This is a genomic window from Streptomyces sp. NPDC026206, from assembly GCF_040638465.1.
In the GTDB taxonomy this organism is placed as follows: domain Bacteria; phylum Actinomycetota; class Actinomycetes; order Streptomycetales; family Streptomycetaceae; genus Streptomyces.
This window is the reverse complement of record NZ_JBEZYL010000001.1, coordinates 619,820-632,305: the sequence shown is the minus strand read 5'-3', so window position 1 is coordinate 632,305 and position 12,486 is coordinate 619,820. Positions and strand designations below refer to the sequence as shown.

Sequence of the window (12,486 nt, the reverse complement as noted above, 5' to 3'; positions counted from 1 at the left end):
TGCTTATCGTTGTACTGCGCGGCCGCTGAGAAACAGCGGCAGCGGGGAGGAGCGCACAGTGACCATCGAGCTGACCGACAGGATCGAGATGGCCGACAGCGACGAGCTCAGCCTGGACATGATGTTCGACTGGCTGAAGCGGATGCCCGTCCCCGAGGGCTACAAGGTAGAGATCGTCGAGGGGGCCATCTACATGTCGCCGCAGCGGGACACCCACTGGGACATCATCCTGAACGTCGTCGAGCAACTGCGGACCAAGTACCCCCGAGTGCGGGTCAAGAATGATGTGCGTGTCGACTATCCCGGCTATCTGAACGGGTTCTGTTCCGACGTTGCCCTGGTCAAGGAAGGGGCGTCGAAGGACGCCGACGGGCACTGGCAGTACCAGGACATCGTGTTTGTCGCGGAGGTGATCTCCAGTGGCACCGCGAAGAACGACTACGGGCCGAAGAGGGACGCCTATGCGCGGGCCGGCGTGTCCGTGTACCTGATCGTGGACCCGTACACCGGCCAGTGTCACTTGTTCACGGAACCCAAGGACGGCACGTACCGCACCGGACCGGCCATCAAGTTCGGCGACCCGATCGACCTCACCGACACCGTCCTCGGCCTGACGTTGACCACTGACGAGTTTCCCCGGGACTGAGATCCGGCGCGCCGGCGGCACGGAAGCCCCGGGGGATCCGGCTGTCCGTCCTCTCACCCCAGATACGGCTCGAAGTCCCAGTAGGGCCGTACCCGCTGCCGTGCCGCGAGCGTGTGCGGGTGCTGGGCGCCCAGGGTGCGGGTCAGGCGTTGGAGGGCGTCGGCTTCGACCTTGCCGGCTTCCTCGTGTGGTCCTCGCCCAGGCACGACTGCAACACCACTGCACTGGCGCCCCGATCAACTTCACCCGCCTCAACACCTGGCTCACCGGCACCCCCCTGGCCCCCACGCGAACCTCCCACTTCGCAGCACTCCGCCCCGTCGGCTGGACCGGCGGGGCGGACTTCGCCAACAGCGTCCGTTTCGACGGTGGGGGCCCGGTCCCGTTGTTTCACACGGCGGCGCTCAGCCGCCACCGGCGGAGGTGATAGGCGGTGCGCGAGGTCAGCAGTGCCGCCGAGCGGTCTGCCCTGGCGCGGGCCTCGTCGGACGGGGTCCGCACCTGCGGCAGCCCCGGGGGCCGCAGGGCACCGTAGCCGGTGAAGCGCCGGGTCCCGCAGGCATTGCAGCGCTGCTCGCCATCGGCGCGGGTCCAGCCGGCGTGGTGGAGGCACTTGTTCACGAGACGGCCGATGATCCTCATGCGTTCTCCCGCACGGTGGCGTGCGCGACGATCCAGTGCGCCCGCGCCTCGGCACCGGCCTGCCGCCGCTCACCGTCCGTCGCCTGCCGCCATGCCTCCTCCAGCTCGGCGCACTCCGCGCATCCGCTGAGGTACGCCCGCAGCCCGGCGGCGTTGCGCTCCTCGCGGGTGGCCAGCCGCAGCGCGGGGGCGGGGGCTTCCCAAGCCAGTCCGCCACCGGGGCGCTGGACCTGGACACGGTTGCCGGTGGCCCCGGTCACCTGGGCGATTCTGTTGTCGCGGATGTCCACGACGTAGGCACCGTTCCGGTACGTCATTCGCGTAACGCCTTTCGTCTCGTGACTCACGAGGAACGTATGGGCGTGCGAAGCCGCGGACCAGGCGCGGAGCGTGGTAGTTCGGTGGGAGGCTGAACGGGAAGTACCACGCTGTGTGGTAGTTACTCCTGGATGCCCAGGTGGGAGGCCATCTCTCGCATCTCCTCGGTCAGCGTTCGTTTCCGCGTTTTGAGGAGATCGCTCATGACGTACCGGGCCATGGGCTGATGCTTCAGCCATTGCCCGGAGCTGTGCCTAAGCTGCTTCAGCTCGCCCAACGCGTCTTCGTGGGAACCGAGGGTGATGTGCGCCTTGGCGACGTCGAGCCGGTGACGGCCCCAGTTCGGCGGGCTCGGCTTGCCGTAGTGGTTCACGGACTTCTGGCTCAGCACGCCTTCGTCGGAGCGTCGGAGGACACCCCGTGCGTCACCCGTGATCGAGAGGTCTTCGACCACCTTCAGTTCCGCCGTGACCGGACCGAACTGTCCCCACGTCTCCCCGAAGACGGCGAATTCCCTCTCCAGTGCGACAGCCGCCGTGCCTGCCATCCTGCGAGCATCCCTGGCGACGTCAGGCCGGTTGTTGCGCACGGTCGCCGAGGCGACTCGAAGCCACAGTTCACCCCACACAGCCAGCTGACCAGCGCTCGCATCCGAGAGGCGTGGTTCCGTCTCCGCCGCCGTGGCCGCCGCGAGCTGCTCGCACTCGTCGAACCGGTCCTGCCGCAGAAGGAGCCAGCACAAGCCGACCACCCCGGTGGTGGCCATGAGCCTCTCACCGCTCTCGCGGGCAAGCCGGATGCTCTCTGCCAGCGCGAAGTACGCCATGTCGTACTGGCGTACTTGCGTGAGGTACTTGCCCGCCATCAGCAACGCATGCGCCCGCACGACCATCGCTTGCTGATGTTGCTCACCTTCCACCGTGGAGACGGTGGCCTCGGCGGCTCGCAGCAGGCCCGGCAACTTGCGGGCGACGGAGCCGAACCTGTCCGCATGGTAAAGCGCATGGATGTCGGCGATGTCCCTCCGCAGTGCGGACAGATCCACCGCTTCCCCGAGGTCAGTGAGAGGCGCACAGCCGAGCCCGATGGGCGGCATCAACGCCTTCCGCAGCTCGACCAGATACCGCCGGTTCGCCTCGTCCCCGACGACCGGCTGGGGCGCCTCCGTCGCGAACAGGGCCGACGTCGTCACGCCGAGCACGCGAGCCAGCGCGTGCAACGTCTCGACGCGCGCGTCACCGCCCTGTTCGAGCTTGCGCACAACACCGACGGAGAGGCCCGACTCATGGGCCAGCCCCTCCTGGCTCAGGCCTACCGCGCGGCGGAACTTACGGACGTTGTCTGCCAACCCTGACGACATGAGCTTCACCATCCCCTCACCAAGAGGCTACGTCCGCCAGGTACTTGGCCGCACCGACTCGGTGTTCGAGCGTCCCGCTGTGATGGGAGCGCTAAAGAATGAGCTCGTGTGACCGCATGACGATCGAGGACAGCGCGAGGTCCGATCTCCCGCGCGAGCAGCCCTCAGCGGCAAGGCGGCGACGAGGCAACGGAGGAATTTCCGTCACATCCTCGTACGCAATCAGCCATGAGTCAGCCAGAACACGAGGGCGAACATAGTCAGTAGGGAAAAGCTGACGGCGCCGCCGATACCGGGCTTGCGCCGCTTGATGGCGCACCAGGTGAGCATTGTGAGTGCCGGGACCCACCCGCATGCGTACAGGATCCAGCCCGCTTTCGTGGCCGACGCACCACTCGCGAAGTTGAAGCAAACGAAGGCGGCAATCATGAACAGTGCCGGTGCGCCCCAGATATTATCGGTGACGACCTGTTCCCTTGTCTTGTTCAATCTGCAGCTCCAAGCAGGGGGCTGCGGTGCCCTCCGAAGTCGGAAGACACCGCAGCCAGAAGCGGTATTACATGCCGGCCAGGTAGCGGATCAGCTCGTACAGGAGCTCGCTGGGCGCTCCCTTGATGGCCCATTTGACCGGGTTCCAGTTGGACAGTCCGTTGACCCAGTCGTTGAAGGCACCTGCGCCCTTCTTGGCGGCCTTCACGGCGTCCTTGAAGAGTCCAGGAGACTTCTTCAGCAGAGCGATTGAAGAGTGTCCGCGTCCTTGCGAGGGTCGCCAAAGCCAGCTAGGGCGCGGACATTTAAGAGCGAAGGCAGTGCTTCGATTCTGGAGAATGATCACTTGCGCGCGACAGGGCTACTCGATAGCTACTTTTGCAGGTGAGACGTGGGAGAAATACTCCGAACACGTCGGTCGAAGACGTCGACAACGCGACGCTTTCTTGCCCTATGAGGCTCCCGCAAATTATCCCCCCGCCTCGGTGCTGAACGGTCCCCAGTTGCCCGTTTCGCTGAGTGCGTGTCGAATCTATGCCACAGGGTGATCAAAGGGCAAGAAACATAAGGGAGTTGGCTCGTTCCCAGCTGCCGCGAGCGCCGCTGAGCAGGGCTGACCAGCGAGCATAGGCCCGCGCGACACTGACCGGACTGGCCATATATCGATGCCACGTACAGGAACAGGCCTAACGCCTTCCCCTCACACCTTTCGAAGGGCCTAAATGGCCAGTTTCATGTCTGGCGTGTCGTCCGCATCTCATCGCCAGGCTGGGCGATCGAGTAAGCGCAGCTCTTACTGCGCAAGCCCATCAACCTACTATCGGCATCGTCAACCTACTAGCTCGCCCCACGGGTGTTGCTGCCCGTTTGAATCCCAGCCCTAGAATTTCGGCCAGAAATTCGACAGTCCACTCGGCTTCCTTGCAAAGCTGCCGATCTCCGCTTCATGCAAGGCTGGAGTATTCCGGCGTCCCGGTCGAACGTCACTCGTTCGTGGTCGAGGGACGCACGTGCGTGAAGGACGGCCATCCCACCCAGTCGGACGGGCTTTCACCAGCCGCCGTCGGCGGACGTGCGGCACGCTCACCCCAGATACGGCTCGAAGTCCCAGTAGGGCCGGACGCGTTGCCGTGCCGCGAGCGTGTGCGGGTGCTGGGCGCCCAGGGTGCGGGTGAGGCGTTGGAGGGCGTCGGCTTCAACCTTGCCGGCTTCCTCGTGTTCGCGCAGGCCGCGCAGGTCCATGGCGAGGGCGACCTCGCAGGAGAGGGTGAAGGGGTGGTCCTCGCCCAGCGCGTGGCGGGCGCGGCGCAGGGTGTCGCGGCTGAGTTCCTGGGCGGTGTCGAGGCGGCCGGTGAAGTTGCGGCCGCCGGCGGCGTTGAGGGCGCAGCCGAGGACCCAGGGGTGGTCGGGGCCGAGCGTGGCGGACAGGCCGGCGAGGGCGGCTTCGAACATGGTCAGGGCCTCGCCGCGCTCGCCGGCGGCCTGGAGGATGAGGCCGGTGTTGGAGAGCATGCCGGTGCTGATGGGGTGGGCGGGGCCCAGGAGTTCGCGGAAGCCGTGCTCGCCCTCGGTGATGAGGTCCCTGGCCTGCTGGAGGTCGCCGTGTTCGCGGGCGTGGTTGCCGTGGTCGACGACGAGGCCGAGGGTGGCGTAGTGGCCGCGGCCGTGGACCTGCTCGGTCTGTTCGAGGAGGCTGGCCATGGCGCCGCCGACGTCCTGCAGGGCCCCGGCCCGGCGCTCGCAGAGCACCAGGTTGTGCCGGGCCCGCAGGGTCTGCGGGTGCTGGGGGCCGAGCACCTGGATGTGCAGCCGCATGCCGTGCTCCTGGCGGGCCAGCGCGTCGCGGTAGCGGCCCATCAGCCGCAGGTCGCGGGCGCAGGCGATGCCGGAGACGAGGGTGGCGGCGTGCCGGGCGCGCAGCAGGGACTCGCGCTTGCGCAACGTCTCCAGGTCGATGTCGTAGGCCTCGGTGTAGCGGCCGAGCAGCCGTAGTCCCGCGCCGAGGTTGTGCTGGGCGAGCAGGGTCAGGTAGTCGTCGGGGCCGAAGAGTTCGAGGGCGGTGTCCAGTACCTCGCGCTGGGTCTGGAGGGCCTCGGTGTACTGGCCGAGGTAGCGCTGGTCGGCGGCGAGGCAGCTGGTGGCGGTCATCAGGCCGGCGCCGTCGTGGCCGGGGGTGGCGCGCAGCCGGTCCAGCAGCTGACGGTCGAGTTCGTAGGCGGCGCGGAAGGCGCCGTTGGCGCGCAGGATGTTGCCCTGCTGGGTGCTGAGTTCGACCATGCGGGGGTGGACCGGCGGGCAGAGCTCCGACCAGTGGGCACGTACCTGATCGGCCAGCTCGACGCCGGTGCGGAACTCCCCGCTGCGGTAGCAGTAGCGCAGCAGGTTCAGCACGGTCTCCTGGACGCGTTCGTCCCGGCTGCTCAGTGCGCCGGAGGGCTCCAGGTGGGGCAGCAGCTCGGCGTAGCGGGGCCAGAGCCGGGAGTCCTGGGCGTTGCCGGGGTCGGCTGCGGCGAGGGTGCGGCGTACGACCTCGCGGTGGAGTTTGCGGTCCTCGGGCGAGGTGAGGCGGGCGACGATGTCGTGGACGATGCGGTGCATGTGCACCGACTCCTGCTCGGGGCCGGGTTCCTCGCCGGCGAGGACGCTGCGGGTGTCCCGGGTGAGCACGGAGTAGTTGACGAGGGTGTCCAGGGCGCGGGTCCAGCCCGCCAGGTCGCTGGCGAGCCAGTCCATGCCCTCGGGCAGCTCGGTGGGCCTGAGGTGGCGCACGAGGCCGATGGGGATGCGGCCGGGGGCGAATGCGGCGCACAGCGAGAGCAGTTCCACCGCGTGCGGCTGGGAGTCGCGGAGCCGGTTGATCAGTATCGACCAGGAGGTGAGGGAGGAGCGCGGGACGCCGTCGAAGCCGCCCTGGCCGGTCAGTTCGGACAGCTCGCCGTCGCGGACCATGCGCAGGTAGTCGTGGACGTCCATGTCCGACTCGCCCAGCCAGGCGGCGGCCTGCACCAGGGCGAGCGGGATGTCGCCGAGCTCGGCGGCGACCTCGTCGGCCTGGGCGGCGGTGATGCGGGGTGCGCGACGCATCAGGTAGCCGGTGCTCTCGCGGCGTTCGAACCCGGGGATCTCCACCAGGTTCGTCCGGCTCTCGCTCCAGCTGCGGTTGCGGGAGGTGATCAGTACGTGTCCGGGTCCTTCGGGCAGCAGTTCCTCGGCGGTGTCGATGTCGTCCCAGCCGTCGAAGACGAGCAGCCAGCGGCCGTACGGATCGCCGCGACGCAGCGCCTCGTGGACGGCCCGGATGCGCTCGCCGGGCTCGGAGCCGCTGGCCAGGCCCAGTTCGGGGGCGAGTTCGCCCAGGCGTTCGCGCAGGGTGCCGCGGGTGTCGGAGTTGACCCACCACACGACGTCGTAGTCGGAGCTGAACCGGTGGGCGTACTCGGCGGCCATCTGGGTCTTGCCGATGCCGGACATGCCCAGGAGGGTGACGACGGCCGTGCCGTGGTCGGCGTCCATCAGCTGCTGCTGGAGCCGGTTGAGGAGGTCGTCGCGGCCGGTGAAGCGGACGTTGCGGCGGGGGACCTCGCCCCAGACGGCCGGGGGGTCGTTGGGGTAGCGGGAGCCGGTGGCCGCGGGCACGTGGCGGCGGGCGGGGGCGGGCGGCAGGCCCAGCCGGCCCAGCAGGCGGCGCTCGGCCTCCTGGGCGCCGACGCTCCACAGGTCGACGGGTTCGAGGACGGCGGTGGCGGGCAGCAGCGCGCGGTTGGTGAGGTTGACGGCGGCGAAGCGCTCGGCGTGTGCGGCGACCACGCCGCGCAGGGCCTCGTTCCACTCGGCCTCGGGGCGGGGCCCGAGCTGGAAGAACCAGTCGCTGAGCACGAGCAGTATGCGGCCGGAGGCCAGCAGCAGGTCGCCGAGCGCGCTCTCCAGCGGCACTTCGCGGGGCGGGTCCCAGCGGTGCAGGGTGACGCGGTGGCCGTGGCTCTCCAGCCGGTGGGCGATCCAGGTGGCCCACGGCCGGTGGAAACCGGCGAAGACGACGACGAAGTGCTCGCCGGGCTGCCCTTGCGCACTGGAACCGGCCGCTTGCCGCTGCGTGGCCATCCGCACGTCTCCCTTGTTCCTTCGCACCGCGCCGACCGGGAGCCGACACGCACCAAGATTACCGTACGTCACCACGCGGTGACATAACGCTTATTCTCGTGGGGCGGTCGGCGGACCGCGCCAGACTCGTCAGGTGCCGGTCCATGCCGACCACGAACTCCCGCCCGGCCTTTGTCAGTTCAGCCGATTCAAGCAGGATGGGCAGGGCTTCCGCGACCTGTCGGAGGTAGGAATCACGGCGCGTGCGGGCGCCACGCCGGGCGCCGGGCGCCGGTGGCCGCCGCAGCGCCGCGCGGGCCCAGAAGTCGGCCAGGGCCAGGTGCGCGTAGGTGCCCTGCAGGACCCCGGCGAGCGGCCGCGGGTCCGGGCGCCAGGCCACCCGGTAGACCTCACCCGGCCCGGCCTCGTGCAGCGGCACGAGGTCGTGGAGGACCGACAGCTTGCTGTGCTGGGTCTCGTGGACGAGGACATCGGCGAAGTCCGCCGCCGAGTCCGGCAGGGTGGCGAACACCGCGCCGGGCGCGGCCCGGAACGTCGCGCTCACCTTCGGTCCGGCCGGCCCGTGCGGGGCCGGGCGGGCCAACGGCACCACACAGCGCAGCAGTGCGGTCACCTCCGCGGCCCGGGCCCGGTCCGCGGCGCGCAGCAGGGCCAGCGCTGCTCTCCAGCGCTGCCCCCAGGGCTCGGCTCCGGTCTGCGAGGGGGTGGCGGCGGGCAGGGCGGCGCTGCCCACGCCCTGGGCCGGTGCCCGGTAGGGGTCGAGGTCGTCGAGGCAGGCGGCGCTGCCGGGCAGCCTGCGCAGGCCCCGCCAGCCGGTGCCGGTGCCGGTGGTGCGGCCCGGCAGCCGCAGCAGGACGGGTCCGGTGCGGTGGCCCCCGGCGCTCAGGCGGGCGGTGCGGCCGTCGGCGGTCAGCCGCAGGGCGGGGGCGCCGGTCTCGGCGAGCCCGGTGCCGGGCAGCGCGAGCCGGCCGCCGGGGGCCGCCAGCTCCAGGGTGAACCTCTCGCCCGCCCGCAGGGCGGCGGCCGCGGCCACGGAGCCGAAGTGGGCCAGGCACCGGGCGAGGGCGTCCCCGTCGGGGGCGGTCAGGGCGCGGGTGAGCCAGGTGCCCACGGACGGGTAGCCGAGCGTGTCGCGCACCGCGCGCGGGTGGCGGGCCTCGGCGCGCTCCAGCAGGCGCCAGTGCGCCTCGAAGCGTTCGCGGTCGGCGCCCGGCACCGCACCGGGCCGCTGCTCCAGCCGGGTCAGCAGGGACTTGAGCAGCACCAGCCGCCGGCTGTGCGCGCCGTCGAGCAGAAGGGCGACGTCCTCGGGGGCGGAGCGGGTCCGGGCGAGGCGGGCCAGGGCCGCCGGCCAGGGGCCCGGCGGGCCGGCACCGGCGCGCTCCGCGGCCATGGGGGCGTCCTCTCTCCGTGGCCCGGCCTCCATGGCCGGAACGGCATGGTCCCCTCCGTCGCCGCCCCTCACGGGCCGGCGTCCGTACTGTCGGAGTACCAGGTCTCCCCGAACTCCGCCGGGAACGACAGCGCACGCTCCACCGCGGCCACCAGGCCCGGTTCCGTCGTCCCGCGCAGGGCTCGCAGCCCCATGCCGGTGAGGTTCGGCAGGGGCGGTCCCCCTGCCGAGCCGTCGCGTTCGGCCGTAGCGGCGTTCTTGTGCTCAGGCACCTCTTGCTCCTCCCTGCCGCTCCGCCGGGAGCGGCCCCCCGCGGCTGCACGGTTCTTCCCAACGCCCGCGGGGCGGAAACACGTTCGGATCAGGACCGGACATCCGGCTCATGCGCCGGTCAGTCGCGCCACGCTCTCCCTGGTCGCCGCGACCTCCGCCCAGGGCACCGGGGCCAGCCGGGCGGTGAGGTGGCGCCACTGCTGCTGCGCGTCACGGTAGGCGGCCAGGGCGTCCCGGCGCAGGCCCATGCGCTCCAGTGCCTCGCCGTGGCGGTGCAGGGCGCGGGCCGCGGTCACCGAACCAGGGCCGTCGGGCCGGGGGAGCCGCGCGGCCTCCTTGGCCGCGGCGTCGAAGGCAGCGGCGGCGTCGGCCACCGCGACGGTGCCCGGGCTCTCGCTCAGCGCCAGCCGGGCGGTGCCCAGCTCCAGCCACGCCTCGGCGCGGACGGTGCCGTCCGGGGCGTGCCGGGCCGCCCCTTCCAGCAGGTGGCAGCTCTCGTACAGGTCGGGCGGGAACCCCTGGCGCCCGAACCGCAGGACCAGGGCGCTGCCGAGCATCAGTTGCGTCCGCGAGCGCAGCGGCGACCTGCCGGGGCTCACCGCGAACGCCTCCCGCAGCACCGCCTCGGCCCGGGCGAGGGCGTCGGTGCCTCCCGCACCGCCGGGAGGTCCTTCGCTCGTGGGGGGAACCGCCCGCGCGCGGCCCAGCAGGGACTCCCCCCACTCCAGGAGCAGTTCGCAGCGCCGGACGCTGTCGCGGCCGGCCAGGGAGACCGCCGCCGCGTAGGCGTCGTCCGCCTCCGGCCAGCTCCTCGCCGCCGCGTGCGCGCGGGCCTGCTCGGTGCGGCAGTGCAGCAGCTGAAGGCCGTCGGCGGCGGCCGCCCGGGCACGGCCGAGGACGGCCAGGGCCTCGGCGGCGGGCGCGCCGGAGTGCCGCAGCGCCCGGGCGAGGTCCAGGAGGGCGGCGCAGCGCTGGACGTCGGGTGCGTCGGCGGACTCCAGCAGCTCGCAGGCGGTGCGCAGTTCGGCGGCCGCCTCGACGGCCCGGGATACGGACTCCGGGCCGGACCGGGCCAGGGTGAGCAGCACCCGGCCCAGGCGCAGGTGGCGCACCGGGTCGCCGGGGGGCAGGGCGCGCAGGGTCCGTTCGGCGGCGAGCAGCTCTTCGCGGCCGCCGCCGGCCAGCCAGCGGGAGTGGTGGGCGGCGGCCAGCTCCAGGGCCGCCGCGGCGTGCCGGTCGCTGCCGGGCTCGGTGTGGTCGTGGGCCTCGGTGAGCAGAGCGACGGCCTCCGTCAGGATCGTGTGCCGCCGGGTGGGGTCGGCGCGTACGGACTCGGTGCCGGCCAGGGCGCGCAGGACCGCGCCGAGGACGAGGCGGGCCCGTATCCCCTCGGCGGCGTCGCCCGGCACCAGGGGTGCGGTGGCGGCCGGCCCGGCGTGCGCGCGGGCCTCGTGCAGCAGGGTGGGGTCGGCCTGGACCTGCCACAGGCGCAGCAGCCGCTCCGCCTCGCCCACCGGGCCGCTTTCGACGGGTACGGGCTGGTACCAGCGCACCACGCGGGCGGGCACCTCGGCGAACAGCTCCGGTTCGGCCGGCCCGGAGATCTCGGTGCGGACGGGCCCGTCCGGCTCCCCGCCGGGTCCGGCGCCGCCCTGCGGGGGGCGGCCGGAGAGCTGGGCGGCGGCGAGGGCGGAGAAGTTGCGGGCGCTCTTGCCGAAGTGGCGCTCGACGTAGTCCGAGCAGTGCTTGAGCACGAGGGCCGCGGCGCCCTGGTCGAGGGACTGCAGCAGCATCTCCCGTACCCCGTCGGCGAATTCGTACCATTGTCCGGTTCCCGGCCCGGGTCCCGTGCCGGGCAGCCGCCACAGCAGTCCGCTCAGCAGCACCTCGGCCAGTTCCATGGGCCCGGTGTCGGGCAGCATCGCCCGCTGTACGACCTGCATGACGGGCAGGGTCAGCGGCACCGCCGCCAGGTGCACCGCGAGCCGCAGCGCGCCCGGCGAGGCCACCGCGCGGAAGGACCTGAGCAGGTCGTCGGCGCCGCGCGCGGCGTGCTCGCCGGGTGCGGGCACAGGCCGGGCCGGGTGGCCGGGCAGCACCCAACCTGCGGCGCCGCGCACCGCGGTGCGGCCCGGTCCGGACAGCAGGCGGGCCCAGGCGCCGAGCGCGTCCCTGGTGGGCAGCAGGACGGGGGCCGGCAGGGCCCCGGGGCCGGGCAGCGGCCCGTATCCCCCGGGTTCGAAGCGCAGCCTGCCGCCGGTGCCGGCGTCGCGGATCAGCAGCCCGGCGTCGGCGGGCAGCGCGGTGCGCGGCCACAGGCGGGGCGGCAGGGGCTGGACGACCGCCAGCGGCGAGGTCAGCGCCCAGTGGTGGAGCAGGCGTTGCGCACGTCCCTCCTGCCACAGGGGACCCACGCAGTCGCTGATCACCAGGGTGAGCCGGCGGCCGGTGGGGTCGCGGAACTGGTCGGCGGGGCGCGGCCGCAGGCGGCGCGGGTCCCCGGGCGCCCCGGGCGAGGCGGTGGTGCCGACGAGGGGCGTGCCGTCGTCGGCCCGGTGCAGGTAGCGCACCTGGACGTCACGGAAGACGCCCAGCTGGGCACAGGTCTGGCGCAGTTCCTCCAGCATCCGCTCCCACACGGCCATCGAGGGGGCCGTGTCCATCAGCAGCTGCATGGACGCCGCCCGCCGTCCGCCCGGCCGGTGGACGGGGTCCAGCACGCCGGTGCGGGCGGCGCAGTCGGCGGTGGCCTCCTCGTCGAGGGGGCCCGGCGCGGGGCGCGCGGGCGGGCGGTAGCCGCGCAGCGGGCGCAGGGCGCGCTGCAGGCCGAGCAGTCCGGGCAGCGACGAGGCCATGGGGACGCGTATCGGGAAGGCGTCCGCGGGGGCCGCGGGCCCGCCGCGGGGAGCGTAGACGGACACCGGTCCCGAGCGCTCGGCGCGCCGCACCGCGGCGCGGCCGCCGCTGCCGTCCGGCGCGGGCTCGCCGGGCGTCCCGCCGCGGGGCGCGTCCGGCGTCCCCGGACGGCGCCCCTCGCCGTCCCCGGGGTGCCCGGAGCCGGTGGAGCCGGTGGTGCGGCCGGTGGGTCCGGGGTGCTCACGGGCCGGCGGCTCCCCGTCCCGTGCCTGCCCCGCCGCGGTGCCCGGGCCGGCCCACTGGGCCAGCCAGAGCGCGTCGGCCAGCTCTTCGGCCGACAGGTCCCATTCCGCGGCCTGCAGCCGGGCGACCAGTTGCCCCAGCCGTTGGTCGGGGGGCGCCGTCATC

General features: G+C 72.5%; 11 protein-coding genes. 1 reads left to right on the top strand and 10 read right to left on the bottom strand.

Annotated features, from left to right (window positions below):
- Positions 1 to 58 precede the first annotated feature (58 nt).
- Positions 59 to 646: a Uma2 family endonuclease gene (locus tag AB0F13_RS02970; RefSeq protein ID WP_362074073.1), complete on the top strand. Its 588-nt coding sequence runs from the start codon at positions 59 to 61 to the stop codon at positions 644 to 646.
- A gap of 53 nt (positions 647 to 699) precedes the next feature.
- On the opposite strand, the gene AB0F13_RS02965 is transcribed toward AB0F13_RS02970, so the two are convergent.
- From AB0F13_RS02965 to AB0F13_RS02920, 10 genes are all read right to left on the bottom strand, one after another.
- A complete protein-coding gene (locus AB0F13_RS02965) occupies positions 700 to 852 on the bottom strand; it encodes a hypothetical protein (protein WP_362074070.1) in 153 nt (50 codons plus the stop codon).
- A gap of 184 nt (positions 853 to 1,036) precedes the next feature.
- Positions 1,037 to 1,288 (bottom strand): DUF6255 family natural product biosynthesis protein, encoded by a 252-nt coding sequence (locus tag AB0F13_RS02960; protein ID WP_362074067.1) that lies wholly within the window; start codon positions 1,286 to 1,288, stop codon positions 1,037 to 1,039.
- Entirely contained in the window at positions 1,285 to 1,605 is a 321-nt protein-coding gene (locus tag AB0F13_RS02955) for a hypothetical protein (RefSeq protein ID WP_362074064.1), read from the bottom strand. Before AB0F13_RS02955 ends, AB0F13_RS02960 begins: the two co-directional genes overlap by 4 nt.
- Before the next feature lie 122 nt (positions 1,606 to 1,727).
- On the bottom strand, positions 1,728 to 2,978 hold the full coding sequence (locus AB0F13_RS02950; protein ID WP_362074061.1) for a helix-turn-helix transcriptional regulator: 1,251 nt from the start codon (positions 2,976 to 2,978) through the stop codon (positions 1,728 to 1,730).
- Positions 2,979 to 3,188: 210 nt separating this feature from the next.
- On the bottom strand, positions 3,189 to 3,455 hold the full coding sequence (locus tag AB0F13_RS02945) for a hypothetical protein (RefSeq protein WP_362074058.1): 267 nt from the start codon (positions 3,453 to 3,455) through the stop codon (positions 3,189 to 3,191).
- 67 nt (positions 3,456 to 3,522) lie between these two features.
- Positions 3,523 to 3,663 carry a hypothetical protein gene (locus tag AB0F13_RS02940; RefSeq protein ID WP_362074055.1) on the bottom strand — a complete coding sequence of 47 codons (141 nt, stop codon included), beginning with the start codon at positions 3,661 to 3,663 and terminating at the stop codon, positions 3,523 to 3,525.
- 875 nt (positions 3,664 to 4,538) lie between these two features.
- The gene (gene fxsT, locus AB0F13_RS02935) at positions 4,539 to 7,556 is read right to left on the bottom strand and encodes an FxSxx-COOH system tetratricopeptide repeat protein (RefSeq protein WP_362074052.1); all 3,018 of its coding nucleotides are present in this window, start codon (positions 7,554 to 7,556) and stop codon (positions 4,539 to 4,541) included.
- Between the two features lie 58 nt (positions 7,557 to 7,614).
- The gene (locus tag AB0F13_RS02930; RefSeq protein WP_362074049.1) at positions 7,615 to 8,949 is read right to left on the bottom strand and encodes an HEXXH motif-containing putative peptide modification protein; all 1,335 of its coding nucleotides are present in this window, start codon (positions 8,947 to 8,949) and stop codon (positions 7,615 to 7,617) included.
- 68 nt (positions 8,950 to 9,017) lie between these two features.
- The gene (locus AB0F13_RS02925; protein WP_362074046.1) at positions 9,018 to 9,221 is read right to left on the bottom strand and encodes a hypothetical protein; all 204 of its coding nucleotides are present in this window, start codon (positions 9,219 to 9,221) and stop codon (positions 9,018 to 9,020) included.
- 108 nt (positions 9,222 to 9,329) lie between these two features.
- Entirely contained in the window at positions 9,330 to 12,485 is a 3,156-nt protein-coding gene (locus tag AB0F13_RS02920; protein WP_362074043.1) for an SAV_2336 N-terminal domain-related protein, read from the bottom strand.
- Between the last annotated feature and the right edge of the window lies 1 nt (position 12,486).